The sequence below is a fragment of the Streptomyces sp. V4I23 genome (genome assembly GCF_030817975.1).
Classification (GTDB): domain Bacteria; phylum Actinomycetota; class Actinomycetes; order Streptomycetales; family Streptomycetaceae; genus Streptomyces.
In genome coordinates, this window is sequence record NZ_JAUSZW010000004.1 from 5,662,710 (window position 1) to 5,681,752 (window position 19,043).

Below are 19,043 nucleotides of genomic sequence, written 5' to 3' on the forward strand. Positions count from 1 at the left end.
GGAAGGTGCCGCGCGGCGGGGCGGTGTACCGATGGAGGCGACCCACCCGTGAGCGGAAGGACCACCGCCGTGCCCATCGCCGTCAGCAAACTCACCGAGCCCGCCGTCCGCGCCTTCGTCACCGCGGTCAACGCCCACGACCGCGAAAGCTTCCGTGCCGCGCTCACGCCGGGCGCCACCATGTCCGACGACGGCAGCGAGCGGGACGTCGACGACTGGACCGAGAGCGAGATCTTCTCGTCGAACGGTCACATGGACGTCGAGAAGCAGACCGCCGACGGGCTCGGCCTGGTCGCCCGCTACCGCAACGACACCTGGGGCGAGATGCGCACCACGTGGCGTTTCACCGTCGAGGACGGGAAGGTGGGCCGCTTCGAGACCGGGCAGGCCTGAGCGGCTACCTCGCGGCCCGCCGGGACGGCGCGGACCGGTCCCGCCCTCAGCCGTCGGGGCCGGCTCCCGGCCCGCCGGGCCGCGCGACCGGCTCCCAGCCGCGCCCCCGCGGCGGTCACCCGCGGCCGATGAACGGCATGTTCGTCGCCAGCACCGTCGCGAACTGGACGTTCGCCTCCAGTGGCAGCTCCGCCATGTGCCGTACGGTGCGCGCCACATCGGCCGCGTCCATCACCGGTTCGGCCGCCAGTTCGCCGTTCGCCTGAAGGATGCCCGCCTGCATGGCCTGGGTCATCTCCGTCGCGGCGTTGCCGATGTCGATCTGGCCGCAGGCGATCGAGTACGGGCGCCCGTCGAGTGAGATCGACTTCGTGAGCCCGGTCAGCGCGTGCTTCGTCGCCGTGTACGGCGCCGAATGCGGGCGCGGCACCTGCGCCGAGACCGAGCCGTTGTTGATGATCCGGCCGCCCTGCGGGTCCTGGTCCTTCATGTGGCGGAACGCCGCCTGCGCGCACAGGAAAGCACCCGTCAGATTGACGTCCACCACCTTGCGCCATGCGGAGTAGGGCACGTCCTCGAAGGGGATGCCGCCGGGACCGAACGTGCCCGCGTTGTTGAACAGCAGGTCCACCCGGCCGTAGCGGTCGCGGACCGCCGCGAACAGCGCGTCCACGGCGGCCGGGTCGGTCACGTCCGTCGGCACGCACAGGACGTCGGCGTCCGGGCCCGCCAGGGCCGCCGTCTCCTCCAGCGCCTCGGCGCGCCGGCCCGCCAGCGCGACCGCCCATCCGGGGCGGGCGCCCGTGTCCTTCGCGGCGGCCGCCAGCTCCAGCGCCACGCTCCGGCCGATGCCCGAGCCCGCGCCCGTCACCACCGCGATCCTCCGTACAGCGTTCATGGGGCGCAGCGTACGCGCCTGTGTCCTACACGGAACTCATCCGACCGCCATACGGATGTTGTGTCCTCGACAACGTCGATTCGTCACCGGCCACTCCAATGCGACTGACAACAGCCGTAAGGGGAGGGCCACATGACACCCGCGTCGCACCGGAATCACGCACCCGAGCTCAGAGCGGCGGCCGTACGGCACCTGGGCCGCCGCACCTTCCTCACCGTCACCTCCGCGGCGGCAGCGCTCGCCTTCAGCGTGGGCCTGCCCGGCACCGCGCACGCCGCCGAGGCCGACGCCCGGAAGATCGCCGCGGACCCGTTCACCCTGGGCGTCGCCTCCGGCGACCCGCAGCCCTCCTCCGTCGTGCTGTGGACGCGTCTCGCGCCCAGTCCGCTGGAGCCCGGCAGCGGTCTGCCGCAGGCCCGCTTCCAGGTCCGCTGGGAGCTCGCGCACGACGCGCGCTTCACCCGGATCGCCAAGCGCGGCAGCACCACCGCCCACCCGGAGTTCCACCACAGCGTCCACGTGGAGGCCACCGGCCTCGACCCGGACCGCGTCTACTACTACCGCTTCCGCGCCGGGAACTGGATCAGCCCGGTCGGCCGCACCCGCACCGCGCCCGCCCGCGGCGCCCGGATCGGCGAGCTGAAGCTGGCCGCCGTGTCCTGCCAGGCGTACCACGACGGCTACTTCACCGCGTACCGGCACCTCGCCGACGAGGACCTCGACGTCGTCTTCCACCTCGGCGACTACCTCTACGAGTACCCCGTCAACGCCGTCGGAGGCGCCCGCAACTACACCGACCGCCGGCTGCCCGCCCACGTCAACCGCGAGACGGTCACGCTGGAGGACTACCGGCTGCGGTACGGCCTCTACAAGTCCGACCCCGACCTCATGGCCGCGCACGCGGCCCACCCCTTCGTCGTCACCTGGGACGACCACGAGACCGAGAACAACTACGCGGACGAGACGCCCGAGAACGACGTGCCGCCGGAGGAGTTCCTGCTGCGCCGGGCCGCCGCCTACCGCGCGTACTGGGAGAACCAGCCGCTGCGCGCCCCCCAGCAGCCCACCGGCCCGGACATGACGCTCTACCGCCGGCTGCACTTCGGGCAGCTCGCGCAGTTCGACGTCCTCGACACCCGCCAGTACCGCTCCGACCAGGCGTACGGCGACAAGGCGCACGCCCCGGGCCCCGAGTCCGAGGACCCGTCGCGCACCATGATCGGCGCGACGCAGGAGCGCTGGCTCATCGACGGCTGGCGCGCCTTTGACGCCGTGTGGAACGTCGTGCCGCAGCAGGTCAACTTCTCGCAGCGCAAGCTGGACCTGATCGAGCCGGCCAGGGTCAGCATGGACGCCTGGGACGGCTACCCGGCCTCCCGCGACCGCGTCCTGGACGGCGCCGAGGCCGCCGGCGTCGAGAACCTGATGGTCCTCACCGGCGACGTCCATGTCGCGTACGCCTACGACATCAAGCGCGACTACGAGACGCCCGGCGCGAGGACCGTCGGCACCGAGATCGTCGCCACGTCCGTCTCCAGCGGCAGGGACGGCGCCGACCGGCCGGCCACCTGGGAGACCTACACCAAGGCCAACCCGCACATGAGGTTCTACAACGGGCGGCGCGGCTACGTGACCGTCACCCTCGGCGAGCAGCAGGCGCGCGCCGACTTCCGCTCGATGGACTTCGTCACCAGGCCGGGCGGGTCGATCGCCACGTCCGCGTCGTTCGTGACGGAGGCCGGCGACCCTGGTCTTCAGCAGGTCTGACGCTCACTCACCCGGGAACTCGCCCGGGAACTCATCCAGGAACTCATCGGGGAAGCGGACGCCGATGCGGTCACGCACCGCGTCGAGCGTCCGCATCACGGCGAGGGTGCCGCCCAGCGGGACCGCCTGTCCGGCGGATCGGGACCGGCACCGGAGCGTCCGAGTGACGAAGTCCACTGCTTCCGGATCCACTGCGAACGAACGAGCTGAGAACATGGTTCGTTGAATCAAGGAACGGAGCTGTCGATGCCGGAGAGCGGCCAGAGCCCCCAAGGACCCGTCCCCGAAGCCGATCCGGCACTTTCGTCTCCCGCCACCGGGCCCCGTGCGGAAGCCGCGGCCACCCGCCGCACCGGTCTGCTGGTCACGCTCGTGCTGGGCGGACTCACCGCACTTCCACCGCTGTCCATGGACATGTACCTGCCCGCGCTGCCGCAGGTCACCGACTCCCTGCGCGCACCCGCCGCGACCGTGCAGCTCACGCTGACCGCGTGCCTCGCCGGCATGGCGCTGGGACAGCTCGTCGTGGGCCCGATGAGCGACAAGTGGGGACGCAGGCGGCCGCTGCTCATCGGCATGACCCTGTACGTCGTCGCCACCGTGGTCTGCGCGCTCGCCCCCAGTGCCGGACTGCTCATCGGCTTCCGCCTGGTGCAGGGACTCGCGGGCGCCGCCGGCATCGTCATCGCCCGCGCCGTGGTCCGGGACCTCTACGACGGCATCGAGATGGCCCGGTTCTTCTCCACCCTGATGCTGATCTCCGGGGCGGCGCCGATCATCGCGCCGCTGATCGGCGGCCAGGTGCTGCGGCTGACCGACTGGCGCGGCATCTTCGTCGTCCTCGCCGCGGTCGGCCTCGTGCTCACCCTCGTCGTGGCGAAGTGGCTGGGCGAGACGCTGCCCGTCGAACGGCGCCACGGGGGAGGGGTCGGCGAGGCGCTGCGCACGATGCGCGGACTGCTCGGGGACCGTGCCTTCACCGGCTACATGCTGGTGGGCGGACTCGCCTTCGCCGCCCTGTTCGCGTACATCTCGGCGTCCCCGTTCGTGATGCAGGAGATCTACGGGGCCTCGCCCCAGCTGTTCAGCCTGCTCTTCGGCCTCAACGCGGTCGGACTGATCACGGCCGGGCAGATCAACGGCAAGGTGCTCGTCGGGCGGGTCGGCCTCGACAAGGTGGTCGCCGTGGCGCTGACGGTGCTCACGCTCGCGGCTGCGGTGCTGCTGCTGATGACGGCGGGCGTGTTCGGCGAGGTGGGCCTGGTGCCGGTGGCCGCGGGCCTGTTCGTGCTGTCGGCGGCGATGGGCTTCGCCTCGCCGAACACCACCGCGCTGGCGCTGCTGCGCACGCCGCACGCGGCCGGTTCGGCCTCGGCCCTCATCGGCACGTCGTCGTTCCTCGTCGGCGCGGTCGCGTCCCCCCTGGTGGGCATCGCGGGCGAGGCGACGGCGGTCCCGATGGCCGTGGTCCAACTGTGCTGCGGGGTGGCGGCGCTGGCGTGCTTCGCGGTCCTGTGCCGTCCCTGGCAGCGCGACCGGTCCGGCCCGGCCGCGGCTGCCGCCGAGGGCTGAGAACCCACGCCCTGCGGCGGGGACGGCCGAGCAGGTGGCGCCCGCCCCGGGGGTCCTTCCAGGTGAAGCGGCCCACGTCCGAGATCTCCGCCTCCGGCACGCGTACGTGCGCGGCAGCGGCTCGGGGCCTGCGGCGGCCGGTATGACGCGTCAGCATGGCAAGGGCCCACGGACGGGGGGCAGTTCGCCGCAGGGCGCGGAGGTGCGCCGTCCTGGGCCGTCCGTGCGCCCCGCTCCGGCAGGCCGGACGTGCCTAGAATCTCCCGGTGAACGCCTCCGCCCCCACCGCCGAGACCCTGCGCGGCGCCCTCGCCGGGCTGCTGGACGGCCTGCCGCCCCGGCAGGCCGCGCAGGCCGTCGAGCGGCTGATCGCCAACTACCGGGGCACCACCCCGACCGACGCCCCCGTGCTCCGCGACCGCTCCGACGTCGCCGCCTACGCCGCGTACCGGATGCCCGCGACCTTCGAGGCCGTACGGTCCGCTCTCGCGGCGCTGCGCCGGGCGGCGCCCGCGTGGACGCCGGCCACGCACACCGACATCGGCGGCGGCACGGGCGCGGCGAGCTGGGCGGTGGCCGACGCGTGGGAGGAGCCGGCGCCGGAGACGACGGTGCTCGACTGGGCGGAGCCCGCGCTGGAGCTGGGCCGCGAGCTGGCGCTCGCCTCGCCTCTCCCCTCGCTGCGGGCCGCGCGCTGGCAGCGCTCTCGGATCAGCTCGGCGCTCCGCATCGAGAGCACCGATCTCGTGACGGTGTCGTACGTCCTGAACGAGCTGTCCGAGGCCGACCGGGCCGCCGTGGTCGCCGAGGCGGCGCGTGCGGCGCAGGCCGTCGTGATCGTCGAGCCCGGGACGCCCGACGGCTACGAGCGGATCATCGAGGCCCGCGACGCGCTGATCGCGGCGGGCCTCACCGTCGCCGCCCCCTGCCCCCACAGCGCGGCGTGCCCCATAGAGCCCGGCGCCGACTGGTGCCACTTCTCGGCCCGCGTCTCCCGCTCGTCCCTGCACCGGCAGGTCAAGGGCGGCTCGCTGGCCTACGAGGACGAGAAGTTCAGCTATGTCGCGGCCGTGCGCTTCCCCGCCGCTCCGGCGGACGCCCGGGTGGTCCGCAAGCCGCAGATCCGCAAGGGCCTGGTCCTGCTGGACCTGTGCGCGAAGGACGAGGCGCTGCGCCGCGAGACGGTCACCAAACGGCACGGCGACCGGTACCGCGCGGCGCGCGACGCGGCGTGGGGCGACACGTGGCCGCCCCACGCCGGTGACGGGGCGGACGGTTCAGGGGCGTAGCTCCTGGGTGCAGCACTTCACACTGCCGCCGCCCTTGAGCAGCTCGCCCAGGTCCATGCCGATCGGCTCGAAGCCTCTCGCGCGCAGTGGCGGGAAGAGGCCGACCGCCGCCTGCGGCAGCAGCACGTGGAGGCCGTCGCTCACCGCGTTCAGGCCGAGGGCCGCCGCGTCGCTCCCGTCGGCGACGAGAGCGTAGGGGAACAGCCGGGCGAGCACCGCACGGCTGCCGGGCGAGAACGCGCCCGGCCAGTACATGATCTCGTCGGTCCTGTCGTCGAGGACGGCGAGCGCGGTGTCCAGGTGGTAGTGGCGCGGATCGACGAGGTCGAGCCCGATGACGGGCCGGCCGAAGACCTCCTGGGCCTCGGCGTGCGACAGCGGACTGGACCGGAAGCCGCGCCCGGCCAGGACCCAGGAGGCGGTGACGGCGAAATCGCCCTCGCCCTCGTTGACGTGCCGGGGCTCGTGGACGTCGGTCCAGCCGTTCGCCCGGAACCAGTCCAGGTGGTGCGCGGCCTCGGCGGCCCGCTCGGCATGGGCGAAACGGGCGCCGAGCACGCGGCCGTCGACGACGGTGGCGCCGTTCGCCGCGTAGACCATGTCCGGCAGTCCGGGCCGGGCCGGAAGGACGTCGACGCGATGGCCGAGCGAAAGGTAGCGGTCGCGCAGGTTCTCCCACTGGAGCCGCGCCAGCGGCCGGTCCACCGGCTTGGTGGGGTCCATCCACGGGTTGATGGAGTACGTCACATCGAAGTGCGCGGGTGGGCACATCAGGTAACGGCGTGGCGAGGCGTCACGAGGCAATGCGGGCTCCTCACGGCGGCGGGGCGCACGGTTGTGCGTGGAGCCATGGTGCGGCCTGGGCGGGCGCGCCGCCCTCTGCCGAAGGGGTGGTTCGGCGGCGGCTCCGGCGGGGTGGGTCGGCGGCGGCTCCGGCGGCATGCACCGGCGCGCAGACCTAGCCGAGACGTCTCGTCTTCCCGGTTGGTAGGTTGACGGCATGACCGAGGCCAGGACACCCGACTCCTCCCGCCGCAGCGAGCGCTCCCGCCGCGCGATCTACGAGGCCGCGCTCGCCCTCGTCGGCGAGGCGGGCTACGGGAAGACGACCATCGAGGGCATCGCCGCCCGCGCGGGCGTGGGCAAGCAGACCATCTACCGCTGGTGGCCCTCCAAGGCCGCCGTCCTGCTGGAGGCGTTCCTCGACCTGGCCGAGCAGGCCGCCGAGGAGGCGGGAGGGGGAGAGTACGAGATCCCCGACACCGGTGACGTCGAGGCCGACCTGCGCCTGGTGCTGCGCGCCACCGTGGACGAGATGAACAGCCCCGCCTACGACGCCCCCGCCCGCGCCCTCACCGCCGAAGGCGTGGTGAACCCCGAGGTCGGCGCCCAGTTCGTGGAGAAGCTCCTCGAACCGCAGCTCCAGCTCTACGTCACCCGGCTGCGCGCCGCCCAGGACGCGGGCCAGGTGCGGCGGGGCATCGACCTGCGCATCGCTCTGGAGCTGTTCACCGGCCCCCTCGCGCACCGCTGGCTGCTGCGGACCCTGCCGCTCACCCACGACTACGCCGACGCGCTCGTCGACTACGCCGTCAACGGCCTCGCGCCGCGCCCCTGAAGCACCGCGCCCCCGGTGCGGTCGTACCCCCGAAGCACCCCTGAGCCGCCGTGCGCCGGGGCCCCGCACCGGCGCGCCCGGCGCGCGCCGGGAACACATGAGCAGGCACCCCGGTTGGGGACAGTGGCCACCGGCAGCGCAGGATGGTGGGACCATGGCATTGTCCGCATGGGGCGAGCGTGAGGTGTGAGGGGATAGATGGGCGACGGTATCGGCCGCTTCCGCGGCACGGAGGGCAGGACGTCCCGGGAGAGCAGGCTGGCCCAGTGGTTGCGCCGCCGCACCGGGAACACGGAGGCGGAGGGCTCGCAGCGCGAGGCCCTGCTCCTGGCCACCGCTGATGCCGGACTGCCGCTCGCGCCCGCCGCGTATCCCGTGGGTCCCAGCTGTTCCTGCGAGCGCATCGGCTGTCCCATCCCGGCCACGCATCCCGTGTCCTTCGCCTGGCAGACGCAGTCCACCACCGACCGGCAACAGATCGAGCGCTGGGCCCGCAACCAGCCCGAGGCCAACTTCATCACCGCGACCGGCATGGTCCACGACGTCCTGGACGTTCCGTTGGATGCCGGTCGCAGTGCTCTGGAGCGGCTGCTGGCGCAGGGCGTGGACGTCGGTCCCGTGGCCGAGTCCGGCGGCGCCGGCGCGCGGGGCCGGATGCTGTTCTTCACGGCGACGCGCGGCACGCCGGAGGACGAGGACGAGTGGTGGCCCTGCGAGCTGGACTGCCATCCCGAGACCATGGACGAGCACCCGGGCCTGCGCTGGCACTGCCGCGGCAGCTACGTGCTGGTGCCGCCCGCCCGCCTGCCGGGCGAGACCGAAGTGGTCTGGGTGCGCGGCGTGGAGCATCCGCTGCCCGACCCGCTGACCCTCCTGGAGACGCTGACGGACGCGTGCGCGCGGTACGCGGCTGCCGAGGACGAGTACGCCGGCCGCCACGAGGCCGCCTGGCCGATGGGGCGCTGACCCCGGGCGTCGGCCTTTCGCGCCGAGCGCATACGGGCGCGTCCTTGCGCGCGCCCGACTCCCCTGTGGCAACGGCCCGTTGGCTCCGAGTGCCATGCGCCCGCGGGCACCGCCGTACACGGTCCCCTGGCGCGGGCGCCTCGTGTTCGTACCGCCGGACACGCCGGCGGTACGCCGCACCGCGTGGTCCCCTACGAGCCCTTGGCCGCCGTCAGGCCGGTCAGCCTGCCCAGTATGTCCGGCTGTCCGCCGCCGCTGCCGACGGGCACCGTGACCACCTGGCTGGAGACCCGCTCCTTGGTGATCGTGGACTTCACCTCGCCGGTGAGCAGCGCCTTCACATCCGGGATGACCTTCAGCCGCACGCCCTTGGCGGCGGTCTGACGCTCGAAGTTCTTCACCGAGAAGAACACCAGCGCGCCGCCGTCCTGGGTGACGAGCCCCAGCGGCGCGAAGGCGCCGGTGTCCAGCGGCTGGTCGATGTACTGGGTGGACATGCCCAGCACGGACGCGTTCTTCTTGCGCGTCTCGCGCCAGCCCGACGTGTGCGGGCCCGCCTTGAAGTGCTCCGGTGCGCCGCTTTGCAGGTACGAGGCGTAGTCCTCACTGAGGTTGCGCGGCGCGACCGCGAGCGCGGCGTCGTCCGGCGAGACCGGCTCCGCGTGGCCGTCCTGGTCCCGCTTGAAGGCCGGGATCTGCTTCGGCGACATGATCGCCAGGTACGCGGCCTTCCACGTGTCCTGGACCCCGCCCTTCACGAAGACGACGAGCCAGCGGTTGTCCTGGACGCCGCCGTCGTCCCGGTCGCGGTTGGAGTCCGTGTCCGCGACGAACCAGCGCGGCCAGCCCGCCTTCTTCGGGATGACGTACGTGGCGTCCGCGAGCTCCAGCGGGACGTGCTGCGGGTTGCCGTCGGGGAAGTTGACCTGGCGGGCCTTCAGGCCCGCCTGGTTGATGGCGCCGAGCGCCCCGGTGACGTGCTGCGCGTCGAGGGCGGGGTCGTAGGCCTTGTCCGCCTTGTTGTACGCCGCGGTGAAGTCGGCGAGCGCCTTCGCGGCCTCAGCCTCCGTCGCCGACGGGACGACTTCCAGCTCCCCGTGAATTGTCACGCACGCGCTCGCCGTCAGGGACAGCACCGCTGTCGCCGCGAGCCCCGTCGCCGCCCGATCCAGCCTTCTCATCGGTTGCCTTCTGCTCCTCGCCCCGCACTGACCGTCCGAACCCTACCGGGGCCGGGAACAGGCCGAGCGCCGGGACCGGATACAGCACCCACACCGTGACCTGGAGGACGGCCGGGTGCGGCTGGAAGGTGAACAGGCCCTTCAGCAGCGTCCCGTACGAGCTTCCGGCCGGATCGGGGTGCTGATGTCTCGACGACGACGAGGAGGATCCCGCCCGTACAGGTGAAGAACTTCGCCGGCCGCGGATGCTTGAATGCCCGCGTGAACCAACGCGACGTGTCCGATGTCATCGACGTCCTCCAGGTCTTCTGTGCCGGCGACGGCCGGTTCGGCAACGCCCTCGGCGTCGTCCGCGACGCGCGCCGCTACCCGGACCAGGTGTCCCGGCAGGCGCTCGCCGCGGAACTCGGCTACAGCGAGACCGTCTTCGTCGACGACGAGGAGCGTGGCGTCGTCGACATCCACACGCCGGGTCTGCGGCTGCCGTTCGCCGGTCACCCGCTCGTCGGCACGGCCTGGCTGCTGGACCTCGACGCGGTCCGCCCGCCGGCCGGCGAGGTGTGGGCGCGCCACGACGGCGAGTTCACCTGGATCACCGCCCGTGCCGAGTGGGCGCCGCCGCGGCAGCTCGTGCAGTACGCGTCCGCCGCCGAGGTCGACGCCCTGCCGGCGCCGCCGCCCGGGGAGGGCCGGCTCTACGCCTGGGCGTGGGAGGACGAGGCGGCCGGACGGGTGCGGGCGCGGGCCTTTCCGCGGTCACGCCCCGGGGAAACCCACCACCAGGAGCAACCGTCAACGGCCCCTGCCCTGGTGAACCACGGCCCGGGCAGGCGACGCGACGACACCCTCGTGGAGGACGAGGCGACCGGCGCGGCGGCCCTGTTGCTCACCGACCGGCTGGGCCGGGCGCTGAACATCACCCAGGGCCGGGGCTCGCAGATCCTGACCGCGCCGGGACCGGACGGCATCGTCGAGATCGGTGGTCGCGTGCGCCTCGCACGGCCCGCGTCCGAGGGGCAGTCGGCGCGCGGGAGCGTGGGCCGTATCGCGCCTCTGCGGCGCGTCGAGCGGTCCCGCCTTCCGCACGCGGTGACGATGCCCTGACCGTACCCCCGGGGTCCGGGACCGGGGGATCACGCGCTGAGCGGGAACTCCGCGTCGAGCTCGCGGAACACGGCGCAGTTGTGGTCGTACGCCCGCCTGCACTCGTCCACGATCCGCTGTTTCTCCAGGTCGTCCGCGTCGACCGCGTCCAGCAGCGCGCGGTAGGTCCGCTTGAACGCCGCAGGGTTGGGGACTGCCTCGAAGACGTAGAACCGCACGCCGTCGCCCTTGTGCGCGAAGCCCCACGCCTTCTCCGCCCGGTCGCGGACGACCTGCCCGCCGGACAGGTCCCCCATGTAGCGGGTGTAGTGGTGGGCGACGTACCCGGCGGGCCAGTCGCGGGCGCATTCGGTGATCCGCGCGGCGTACGCGGCGGTCGCCGGCAGCGCGCGCACGCCCGAGCGCCAGCCGGGGCCCCGCAGATGCGCGAGATCGCGCTCCAGCTCCGGCGCGCGCATCAGCTCGGGCCGGACGAAGGGGCCCGCGACGCGATCGTCCCGCAGTGTCCCGGCCGCGTCCTCCAGGGCCCGGTAGACGAACCACAGCTGCTCGGTGTAGCGCGCGTACGCCGCGACGCCGAGCCTGCCGCCCAGCAGACCGCTCATGAACGAGGAGGTCCCGACCCGGGTGTGCTGCTCGTGCGAGGCGACGCGGATGAGCGTCGAAAAGGGTGTGCCGGTTGCGTCCACGGCGTGCCTCCAGGGCCGAAGGGCTGCTCAGGTCCGTCTGAGTCAACCTGTTCCCGACGTCCTGTCGGTAAAAACGCTACCCGCCTGTCGGGTCACGGCAACGTGAGAATCTCCGCGCCCGTTTCCGTCACCACCAGTGTGTGCTCGAACTGCGCCGTGCGCTTGCGGTCCTTCGTGACGACCGTCCAGCCGTCCGCCCACATGTCGTACTCGTACGTCCCCAGCGTCAGCATCGGCTCGATGGTGAACGTCATCCCCGGCTGGATGACCGTGGTCGCGTGCGCCGCGTCGTAGTGCGGGATGATCAGACCGGAGTGGAACGACGAGTTGATGCCGTGGCCGGTGAAGTCGCGCACCACCCCGTAGCCGAAGCGCTTCGCGTACGACTCGATGACCCGGCCGATGACGTTGATCTGCCGGCCCGGCTTGACCGCCTTGATGGCGCGGTTGAGCGACTCCCGCGTCCGCTCCACCAGCAGCCGCGACTCCTCGTCGACGTCACCGCACAGGTAGGTGGCGTTGTTGTCGCCGTGCACGCCGTTGATGTAGGCGGTCACGTCCAGGTTCACGATGTCGCCGTCGCGCAGGACGGTGGAGTCCGGAATCCCGTGGCAGATCACCTCGTTGACCGAGGAGCACAGCGACTTGGGGAAGCCGCGGTAGCCGAGCGTGGACGGGTAGGCGCCGTGGTCGCACATGAACTCGTGCGCGACGCGGTCGAGTTCGTCCGTCGTCACGCCGGGCGCGATGTGCTTGGCGGCCTCTTCCATCGCCTGCGCGGCGATGCGCCCCGCGATGCGCATCCGCTCGATGGTGTCGGAGTCCTGGACCTCCGGTCCGGTGTACGGGGTCGGCGCGGGCTTTCCGACGTACTCGGGACGGGCGATGGAGGCGGGGACGGAACGGGTGGGGGAGAGCACCCCGGGAACGAGCAGCGACTGGCCAGACATGCCGCGAGTCTAACCGGGGGCGTCCTGCCCGCCGCCGGGCGTAGGCCCAGGCCCATGGGGCAGCATGGCCCTGGAGGAAGGAGCCGACGATGGCCCTGTTCAAGAAGCGCACAGTGGGCAAACCGGGCGAATGGTACTACTGCCTGCAGCACAAGAAGGTCGAGGAAGGCCCGGAGTGCCCGGCGAAGGACCGCTTCGGGCCGTACACGACCCGCGCCGAGGCGGAGCACGCGATGGAGACGGCGCGGGAACGGAACCTGGAGTGGGAGAACGACCCGCGCTGGCACGACGGGGCGTCGCGCCCGGAGGGCGAGTAGGGGGCAGGGGCGGGGCCGCTGCGCGGGGGGTTCTCCCTGCCTCTTCCTGATGCGCGGGGCGACCGGACCACCTCCGCACGGACGCACCGCCCCGCCGCGCTACCAGCGCGCCGGCGGCGGCTCGGTCAGCTGGTCCGCCAGCCGCGAGAGCCGGTCGCGGAAACGCAGGCGCCCCCGCCGCATCGGCCCGCCGTTCTCCCCGGCCGCCGCGCTCACCAGGTGCTGCACCATGTCCATGTCGATCTCGGCGGTCGTGTCCTGCGGCCCCGCCGCCGGGACCGTCAGCGCCTCGTGCGCCAGCCCCTGCACCTCCGGCTCGCCGCCGTCCAGCGCGAGCACCGTCGCACCGGCCCGCCGGGCGTCGTGCACCCGCTCCAGCAGGCCCGCGTCGGGCAGCTCGGGCGCCACGACCAGCAGCGTCTCGCCCCGACGGGCCGCCTCCAGCCTGCCGAGCCCGACGGTCAGATGAACCGGGTCGCCAGGGCGCACCCGGTGGCGTACGAGCGTCGGCTCCAGCTCCGGAAGACCCGACCAGGCCGCCTCGTCCACCAGATGCGCGGCCAGATGCCACGGTTCGTACTCCCGCGTGCCCACCAGCAGCAGCCCGCCGCCCCGCTGCACCACGGACGTGCGCAGCACCGCGGCGAAGTGCCGGGTCGCGGCCGGCCACTCGGTCCCGGCGAGGACTTCGCGCAGCAGCGCGACGCGTACGGCATCCATGGAGCCGCATCCTGCACCACGGACCCGCGGCCGCGGGCGGGGTCGGTCCCGGCTCACCCGTTCGAGAGCCGTGTACCAGGAAGTAAGGTCGGGCCATGACTTCGAATGACAGCACCGGCACCGCGCCGAAGGCCCCCGCCAAGGACCCCTGGGACCTCCCCGACGTCTCCGGCCTCGTCGTGGGTGTCCTCGGCGGCACCGGCGACCAGGGCCGCGGGCTCGCCTACCGGCTGGCCAAGGCGGGCCAGCGCGTGATCATCGGCTCGCGGTCCGCCGAGCGCGCCGAGGCCGCCGCGGCGGAGCTCGGCCTCGGCGTCGAAGGAGCCGACAACGCCGAGTGCGCCCGGCGCAGCGACATCGTGATCGTGGCCGTGCCGTGGGACGGCCACGCCAAGACGCTGGAGACGCTGCAGAAGGAGCTCGTGGGCAAGCTCGTCGTCGACTGCGTCAACCCGCTCGGCTTCGACAAGAAGGGCGCGTACGCGCTGAAGCCGGAGGAGGGCAGCGCCGCCGAGCAGGCCGCCGCACTGCTGCCGGACTCGCGGGTGACCGCGGCCTTCCACCACCTGTCGGCCGTGCTGCTCCAGGACGAGTCGATCGACGAGATCGACACCGACGTGATGGTGCTCGGCGAGACCCGCGCGGACACCGACATCGTCCAGGCGCTCGCCGCCCGCATCCCCGGGATGCGCGGAGTGTTCGCCGGCCGGCTGCGAGGCGCGCACCAGGTCGAGTCGCTCGTCGCCAACCTGATCTCGGTGAACCGCCGCTACAAGGCACACGCGGGGCTGCGCGTCACCGACGTGTGACCGGCGCCGCGACCGGGTCCCGGACGCGACCGGGGTCCGGGAGCCAGGGGGCATGGGGGACACTGGAGGGACTCACCCCCTCCGAAGGACCCGACAGGAGCCGCACCCCATGCCCCGCCTCGCCCTCTACTCCCTCGTCGTCTGCGCGCTCTCCGTCGCCGCGGCGGTGCTGTCCTTCACGCAGGGCATGTGGCTCGGGATCATCTGGGTGCTGCTCGCCGGCCTGTCGTCGAACATGGCCTGGTACTACGTCCGCCGCGCCAGGGCGCAGCGCGGGGCCGACGCCCCTTCCGTCTGACGCCTCTTCCGTCTGACGCCCGGCGCCCGCCCGACGTCTGTCAGCCGGCGACGCAGAAGTCGTTCTCGCCGTCCCAGAAGGTGAACAGGTCCCGGCCGCAGTAGATCTCGATCCGCTGCACGCCGAGCGCGTCCATGACGCCGTATATCGCGTCGAAGAACACGCCGTTGACCTCGGGGATCCACAGGATCACGAAGACGGCGAGCAGGCCGAACGGCGCGAACGGCTCCACCTGGCGGCGCACCTTGTACGACAGCCAGGGCTCGATCACCCCGTAGCCGTCGAGGCCGGGCACCGGCAGGAAGTTCAGGATCGCGGCGGTGACCTGGAGCATCGCGAGGAACGCCAGGGCGAGCCGGAAGGGCAGGGGAACCCCGTCGAGGGCGCCCAGCCAGAACGGCGCCGTGCACACGGCGGCGAACAGCACGTTCGTCAGCGGGCCCGCCGCGGAGACCAGGCTGTGCTTCCAGCGCTGCCGGATGCGGTGCATCTCGATGAAGACGGCGCCGCCGGGCAGGCCGATGCCGCCCATGATCACGAAGATGACGGGCAGCACGATGCTCAGCAGGGCGTGGGTGTACTTCAGCGGATTGAGCGTCAGATAGCCCTTCGCGCCGACCGATATGTCACCGCCGTGCAGCGCGGTGCGGGCGTGCGCGTACTCGTGCAGGCACAGGGAGACGATCCACGCCGAGACCACGAACAGGAAGACCGCGAGACCGGGGCTGGCCGCGAAGTCCGTCCACACGGCCCAGCCCGTCACCGCCGTCACCGCGGCGATCCCGATGAACACGGGACTGATCCTGCGGTCGCTGTGGCGCCTGGCAGCGGTGGTCATGGGGGCGGCTCCTGGGACGCGGGCGTGCGGGACCGTGGGACGGGGACGGCGGTGCGGAGTAGACCGTACCGGTGACACGGGGGACAACGTCGCCGGGGGCCTCCCCCGTTCCTGCCCGCTCCCGGCCCGCGGGATGCGCTCGACCCCACCGGGGACAATGACCCGGTGCGCTTCTGTCTCCTCGGCACCACCCAGGCCGTCCGCGCCGACGGCACCCCGGTCGCGCTCGGCGGGGCGCGGCTGCGTGCCCTGCTGACCGTGCTCGCCCAGCGCGCCGGGCGCACGGTCCCCGTCGCCGTACTGGTCGACGAGGTGTGGGACGGCGACCCGCCGGCCGACGCGCACGGCGCCGTACAGGCCCTCGTCGGCCGGCTGCGCCGGGCCGTCGGGCATGAGGTGATCGCCTCGGCCGACGGCGGCTACCGGCTGAGCGCCGACCCCGACGCCGTGGACCTGCACCGCTTCGACCGGCTGACGCGGGAGGGCGCGCAAGCGCTCGCGGACGGGGACGCGGCCGGGGCGGCCGCGCTCCTCGACGAGGCGCTCGCGCTGTGGCGCGGGCCCGTGCTGGCGGACCTGCCCGACCGGACGGCCGCCGAGGCGCGCTGGGAGGCAAGGCGGCTGGAGGCCCGCCGTACGCGGCTGGCCGCCGCGCTCGCCCTCGGCCGCGCCGGCGACGCCCTGCCGGAGCTGGCCGCCCTGTGCGGGGCGCACCCGCTGGACGAGCCGCTCCATGCCCTGCGGATCCGCGCCCTGCGCGACACGGGACGGGCGGCGCAGGCGCTCGCCGCGTACGAGGAGGTGCGCAAGGAACTGGCGGACCGGCTCGGCGCGGACCCCGGTGCCGAACTGCTCGCCCTCTACGGGGAGTTGCTCACCCCCGCCGCTCCCGTGGCGCGCGGCAACCTGCGGGCGCGGCTCACGAGCTTCGTCGGCCGCGAGCCGGAACTGCGCGACATCAGGGCCGACCTGGGACGGGCCCGGCTCGTGACGCTGATCGGGACCGGCGGCTCGGGCAAGACCCGGCTCTCGCTGGAGGCCGCCGAGCACGCGGCCGCCCACGCCGACCGGCCCTGGCCGGACGGCGTGTGGCTCGCGGAACTCGCGCCCGTGGACGACCCGGAGACCGTGCCCGAGACGGTGCTCACCGCGCTCGGCGGCCTTCAGACCGTGCTGCGCGGCGCGGGCGCGGAGGAGCTGCGCGCCGCCGAGGGCCACACGGACGACGCGGTCGCGCGCCTCGTGGAGCACTGCGCGCGCCGTCGCATGCTGCTGGTCCTGGACAACTGCGAGCACGTCGTGGAGTCGGCGGCGAGGCTGGCCGAACGGCTGTTGGAGAGCTGCCCCGGCCTGACGATCCTGGCAACGAGCCGCGAACCGCTGGGCGTGCCGGGGGAGTTGGTCCGTCCCGTGGACCCGCTGCCCGCTCCGGCGGCGTTGCGCCTGTTCGCCGAACGGGGGGCGTCGGCGCGGCCGGGGTTCCGCGTCGACGCGGACGAGGAGACGGAGAGGGCCGCGGTGGAGATCTGCCGCCGCCTCGACGGGCTGCCGCTCGCGATCGAACTGGCGGCGGCGCGGCTGCGGATGCTCACGCCGCGCCAGATCGCGGACCGCCTCGACGACCGCTTCCGCCTGCTGACGAGCGGCAGCCGCACGGTGCTGCCCCGCCAGCAGACGCTGCGGGCGGTGGTGGACTGGTCCTGGGACCTGCTCACCCCACAGGAACGAGCGGTCCTCCGCCGCCTGTCGGTCTTCGCCTCCGGCTGCGCGCTCCCCTCCGCGGAACACATCTGCGCGGGCCCACCCCCCTCCGAGACCACCCCCGCGCCGGGCGGCCCGATGGCTCCTCCGAGGGCGGGGGCATCGGCCCCTGGGCACGCCGCCCCCGCCCGGGTGAGCGCCGCGCCCCGCGACGGCGGCCCGGTGGGCGCCACCCCCGCGCGAGCGGAGGCGTCTGCCCCTGAGGAGGCCACCCCCGCGCCCGGGGGCGTACCCCACGAGATCCGGGTCACCGACGTCGCAGACGTCATCGGCGCGCTCGTCGACAAGTCGCTCGTCGTCGCCGAGCCCGCCGCCGACGGGTGCATGCGGTACCGGCTGCTCGAGACCGTCGCCGAGTACGCCGGCGAGCGGCTCGACGAGGCCGGCGAGCGGGAGAGCACCGAGCGGCGACACCTCGTGCACTACCGCGAACTCGCCCGCACCACCGACCCTCTCCTGCGCGGGGCCGGGCAGCGCAACGCCCTCGCGCGGCTGCAACTCGAGTACGAGAACCTCCGCACCGCCCTGCGCCGCGCCGTCGCCGCCCGCGACGAGCACGAGGCCCTGTGCCTCGTCCTCTCCCTCGCCTGGTACTGGCACATGCGCGACCTGCGGACGGACGCCCGACACTGGTCGGAGGCCGTCGCCGCGCTCCACCCCGACCCCTTCGCCCCGCCCGCCCGCCCCGCGCCCCCGCTCGCCGAGCGGTGCACCGACGCGCCCCCGCCCATGACGCCCGAGCTGCTCGACGAGGCCCGCCGCCAGGTCGCCCTCGTACGGATGGTCAGCATGGACCACACGGCCGAGGACTGGACCACCCCCGGCAAGCAGGACTGGCTGCGCCGTGTCGTCACCGTCTACGGCCCCGGCCTGCCGCAGACCTGCCGTTTCCCGGCCTCGCTCCGGGTCTACGCCGTCCTGATGACCGGCGACGGCGACGAGGTGCTGCGCGCTCTCGACGAGACGGTGCGCACGGCCGAGGCCGCCGGCCACGACTGGGAACTCGCCACCGCCCTCCAGGCCCGCGCCAACATCCTGGCCAACCGCAGCGTGTGGGCCGGCGACGCCCGTCGGGACGCCGACCGCAGCCTGCGCATCCACCAGCGGCTCGGCGACGTGTGGGGCTCGGCCGAGGCCCTGTCCTCGCGCGGGGAGGCGTCCGAGCGGCGCGGCGCGTACGAGGACGCCGCCGCCGACTACCGGGCCGCCGTCGAACTCGCGAGGACCCTCGGCGCGCAGAGTCAGGCCGCCGTACTGCGCACCCGCCTCGCGAGCGTGCTCCTGGAGACGGGCGCCGACGCCGAGGCCGAGGCGAACCTGCGCGACGTCGTGGCGGCGGGCCCGGACGCCGGGCACGAGGCGGTGCCGATGGCCAGAATGGTGCTCGCGCTGCGGCTCGGCCGCACCGGCCGCACCGGCGAGGCCCGCCATCAGCTGGAGCAGGTGCGCACGGACCTGCGCGGCAACACCCTCGCCCTCTTCGAGGGGATCGTCATCGGCGCCCTGGCCTGGCTGGACGTGCTCGACGGCCGTCACACAGAGGCGCTGGCGGGGGCGCGCCGGGCCCTCGCGTACGCCACGGAGCCGCTGTCCATGACGATCGCCCCGCAGATGCCGGCCGTGCACGTGCTCACCGCGGCGCGCGCGGTCGCCGGCCTCGGCGGACCGGAGCGCGCACGGGTCGCGGCCCGGCTCATCGGGGCTTACGAGGGTCTGCTGCCGGCCGGCCACGTGCCGCCGTCGGTGGAGCGGGACAGCCGGGAGCAGGCCGAGCGCGCCGCCCGCGCCGCGCTCGCCGACGAGGACTTCGCGGCCGCGTACGCGCAGGGCGGCGGCCTCACCGTCGAGGAGGCCGCCGCCCTGATGTGACCGG

General features: G+C 73.6%; 18 protein-coding genes and 1 pseudogene. 11 read left to right on the forward strand and 8 right to left on the reverse strand.

Going from position 1 to position 19,043, the window contains the following annotated elements; genetic code table 11:
- Positions 1–48 precede the first annotated feature (48 nt).
- Positions 49–393 (forward strand): nuclear transport factor 2 family protein, encoded by a 345-nt coding sequence (locus tag QFZ82_RS28040; protein WP_373429336.1) that lies wholly within the window; start codon positions 49–51, stop codon positions 391–393.
- Positions 394–508: 115 nt separating this feature from the next.
- Here QFZ82_RS28040 and QFZ82_RS28045 read toward each other — a convergent pair whose 3' ends face one another.
- Entirely contained in the window at positions 509–1,291 is a 783-nt protein-coding gene (locus QFZ82_RS28045) for an SDR family oxidoreductase (protein WP_307715790.1), read from the reverse strand.
- Positions 1,292–1,423: 132 nt separating this feature from the next.
- On the opposite strand from QFZ82_RS28045, the gene QFZ82_RS28050 reads away from it, so the two are divergent.
- Complete coding sequence (locus QFZ82_RS28050; RefSeq protein WP_307715791.1) at positions 1,424–3,058, forward strand: alkaline phosphatase; 1,635 nt, start codon at positions 1,424–1,426, stop codon at positions 3,056–3,058.
- Positions 3,059–3,061: 3 nt separating this feature from the next.
- On the opposite strand, the gene QFZ82_RS28055 is transcribed toward QFZ82_RS28050, so the two are convergent.
- On the reverse strand, positions 3,062–3,235 hold the full coding sequence (locus QFZ82_RS28055) for a hypothetical protein (RefSeq protein ID WP_307717997.1): 174 nt from the start codon (positions 3,233–3,235) through the stop codon (positions 3,062–3,064).
- A 69-nt stretch (positions 3,236–3,304) separates the two neighbouring features.
- Here QFZ82_RS28055 and QFZ82_RS28060 point away from each other — a divergent pair, with 69 nt between their 5' ends.
- Together QFZ82_RS28060 and QFZ82_RS28065 are read left to right on the forward strand one after the other, a co-directional pair.
- Positions 3,305–4,630: a multidrug effflux MFS transporter gene (locus QFZ82_RS28060; protein ID WP_307717868.1), complete on the forward strand. Its 1,326-nt coding sequence runs from the start codon at positions 3,305–3,307 to the stop codon at positions 4,628–4,630.
- A gap of 266 nt (positions 4,631–4,896) precedes the next feature.
- Positions 4,897–5,919 carry a small ribosomal subunit Rsm22 family protein gene (locus QFZ82_RS28065; RefSeq protein WP_307715792.1) on the forward strand — a complete coding sequence of 341 codons (1,023 nt, stop codon included), beginning with the start codon at positions 4,897–4,899 and terminating at the stop codon, positions 5,917–5,919.
- Here QFZ82_RS28065 and ddaH read toward each other — a convergent pair.
- Positions 5,908–6,750, reverse strand: a pseudogene (gene ddaH, locus QFZ82_RS28070) (dimethylargininase); the annotation flags it as partial. The gene QFZ82_RS28065 and the pseudogene ddaH overlap by 12 nt on opposite strands.
- Before the next feature lie 169 nt (positions 6,751–6,919).
- On the opposite strand from ddaH, the gene QFZ82_RS28075 reads away from it, so the two are divergent.
- Both QFZ82_RS28075 and QFZ82_RS28080 read left to right on the forward strand, forming a co-directional pair.
- The gene (locus tag QFZ82_RS28075) at positions 6,920–7,537 is read left to right on the forward strand and encodes a TetR/AcrR family transcriptional regulator (protein WP_177150107.1); all 618 of its coding nucleotides are present in this window, start codon (positions 6,920–6,922) and stop codon (positions 7,535–7,537) included.
- 198 nt (positions 7,538–7,735) lie between these two features.
- On the forward strand, positions 7,736–8,503 hold the full coding sequence (locus QFZ82_RS28080; protein ID WP_307715794.1) for a bifunctional DNA primase/polymerase: 768 nt from the start codon (positions 7,736–7,738) through the stop codon (positions 8,501–8,503).
- A gap of 191 nt (positions 8,504–8,694) precedes the next feature.
- Here the strand turns inward: QFZ82_RS28080 and QFZ82_RS28085 are convergent, their stop codons facing one another.
- Complete coding sequence (locus QFZ82_RS28085; protein ID WP_307715795.1) at positions 8,695–9,684, reverse strand: hypothetical protein; 990 nt, start codon at positions 9,682–9,684, stop codon at positions 8,695–8,697.
- A gap of 261 nt (positions 9,685–9,945) precedes the next feature.
- Here QFZ82_RS28085 and QFZ82_RS28095 point away from each other — a divergent pair, with 261 nt between their 5' ends.
- The gene (locus QFZ82_RS28095; protein ID WP_307715796.1) at positions 9,946–10,788 is read left to right on the forward strand and encodes a PhzF family phenazine biosynthesis protein; all 843 of its coding nucleotides are present in this window, start codon (positions 9,946–9,948) and stop codon (positions 10,786–10,788) included.
- 29 nt (positions 10,789–10,817) lie between these two features.
- On the opposite strand, the gene QFZ82_RS28100 is transcribed toward QFZ82_RS28095, so the two are convergent.
- Both QFZ82_RS28100 and map read right to left on the reverse strand, forming a co-directional pair.
- Positions 10,818–11,477 (reverse strand): heme oxygenase (biliverdin-producing), encoded by a 660-nt coding sequence (locus tag QFZ82_RS28100; RefSeq protein WP_307715797.1) that lies wholly within the window; start codon positions 11,475–11,477, stop codon positions 10,818–10,820.
- Positions 11,478–11,569: 92 nt separating this feature from the next.
- Entirely contained in the window at positions 11,570–12,427 is an 858-nt protein-coding gene (gene map / locus QFZ82_RS28105) for a type I methionyl aminopeptidase (RefSeq protein ID WP_307715798.1), read from the reverse strand.
- Between the two features lie 89 nt (positions 12,428–12,516).
- On the opposite strand from map, the gene QFZ82_RS28110 reads away from it, so the two are divergent.
- Positions 12,517–12,744: a hypothetical protein gene (locus QFZ82_RS28110; protein WP_307715799.1), complete on the forward strand. Its 228-nt coding sequence runs from the start codon at positions 12,517–12,519 to the stop codon at positions 12,742–12,744.
- A 99-nt stretch (positions 12,745–12,843) separates the two neighbouring features.
- On the opposite strand, the gene QFZ82_RS28115 is transcribed toward QFZ82_RS28110, so the two are convergent.
- A complete protein-coding gene (locus tag QFZ82_RS28115; protein ID WP_307715800.1) occupies positions 12,844–13,464 on the reverse strand; it encodes a hypothetical protein in 621 nt (206 codons plus the stop codon).
- 95 nt (positions 13,465–13,559) lie between these two features.
- Here QFZ82_RS28115 and npdG point away from each other — a divergent pair, with 95 nt between their 5' ends.
- Complete coding sequence (npdG, locus tag QFZ82_RS28120) at positions 13,560–14,273, forward strand: NADPH-dependent F420 reductase (protein ID WP_307715801.1); 714 nt, start codon at positions 13,560–13,562, stop codon at positions 14,271–14,273.
- A 109-nt stretch (positions 14,274–14,382) separates the two neighbouring features.
- Complete coding sequence (locus QFZ82_RS28125) at positions 14,383–14,571, forward strand: hypothetical protein (RefSeq protein WP_307715802.1); 189 nt, start codon at positions 14,383–14,385, stop codon at positions 14,569–14,571.
- Between the two features lie 40 nt (positions 14,572–14,611).
- Here QFZ82_RS28125 and QFZ82_RS28130 read toward each other — a convergent pair whose 3' ends face one another.
- Positions 14,612–15,409, reverse strand: a complete 798-nt coding sequence (locus QFZ82_RS28130) for a site-2 protease family protein (protein ID WP_307715803.1) — start codon at positions 15,407–15,409, stop codon at positions 14,612–14,614.
- A gap of 165 nt (positions 15,410–15,574) precedes the next feature.
- Between QFZ82_RS28130 and QFZ82_RS28135 the strand changes: the two genes are divergently transcribed.
- The gene (locus QFZ82_RS28135; protein ID WP_307715804.1) at positions 15,575–19,039 is read left to right on the forward strand and encodes a BTAD domain-containing putative transcriptional regulator; all 3,465 of its coding nucleotides are present in this window, start codon (positions 15,575–15,577) and stop codon (positions 19,037–19,039) included.
- Positions 19,040–19,043: the final 4 nt, after the last annotated feature.

Coding starts and splice junctions, on each gene's coding strand:
- QFZ82_RS28045 (WP_307715790.1), bottom strand. CDS start 1,291: ATGAACGCTGTACGGAGGATCGCGGTGGTGACGGGCGCGGGCTCGGGC.
- QFZ82_RS28050 (WP_307715791.1), top strand. CDS start 1,424: ATGACACCCGCGTCGCACCGGAATCACGCACCCGAGCTCAGAGCGGCG.
- QFZ82_RS28060 (WP_307717868.1), top strand. CDS start 3,305: ATGCCGGAGAGCGGCCAGAGCCCCCAAGGACCCGTCCCCGAAGCCGAT.
- QFZ82_RS28075 (WP_177150107.1), top strand. CDS start 6,920: ATGACCGAGGCCAGGACACCCGACTCCTCCCGCCGCAGCGAGCGCTCC.
- QFZ82_RS28080 (WP_307715794.1), top strand. CDS start 7,736: ATGGGCGACGGTATCGGCCGCTTCCGCGGCACGGAGGGCAGGACGTCC.
- QFZ82_RS28085 (WP_307715795.1), bottom strand. CDS start 9,684: ATGAGAAGGCTGGATCGGGCGGCGACGGGGCTCGCGGCGACAGCGGTG.
- map (WP_307715798.1), bottom strand. CDS start 12,427: ATGTCTGGCCAGTCGCTGCTCGTTCCCGGGGTGCTCTCCCCCACCCGT.
- QFZ82_RS28110 (WP_307715799.1), top strand. CDS start 12,517: ATGGCCCTGTTCAAGAAGCGCACAGTGGGCAAACCGGGCGAATGGTAC.
- QFZ82_RS28115 (WP_307715800.1), bottom strand. CDS start 13,464: ATGGATGCCGTACGCGTCGCGCTGCTGCGCGAAGTCCTCGCCGGGACC.
- npdG (WP_307715801.1), top strand. CDS start 13,560: ATGACTTCGAATGACAGCACCGGCACCGCGCCGAAGGCCCCCGCCAAG.
- QFZ82_RS28125 (WP_307715802.1), top strand. CDS start 14,383: ATGCCCCGCCTCGCCCTCTACTCCCTCGTCGTCTGCGCGCTCTCCGTC.
- QFZ82_RS28130 (WP_307715803.1), bottom strand. CDS start 15,409: ATGACCACCGCTGCCAGGCGCCACAGCGACCGCAGGATCAGTCCCGTG.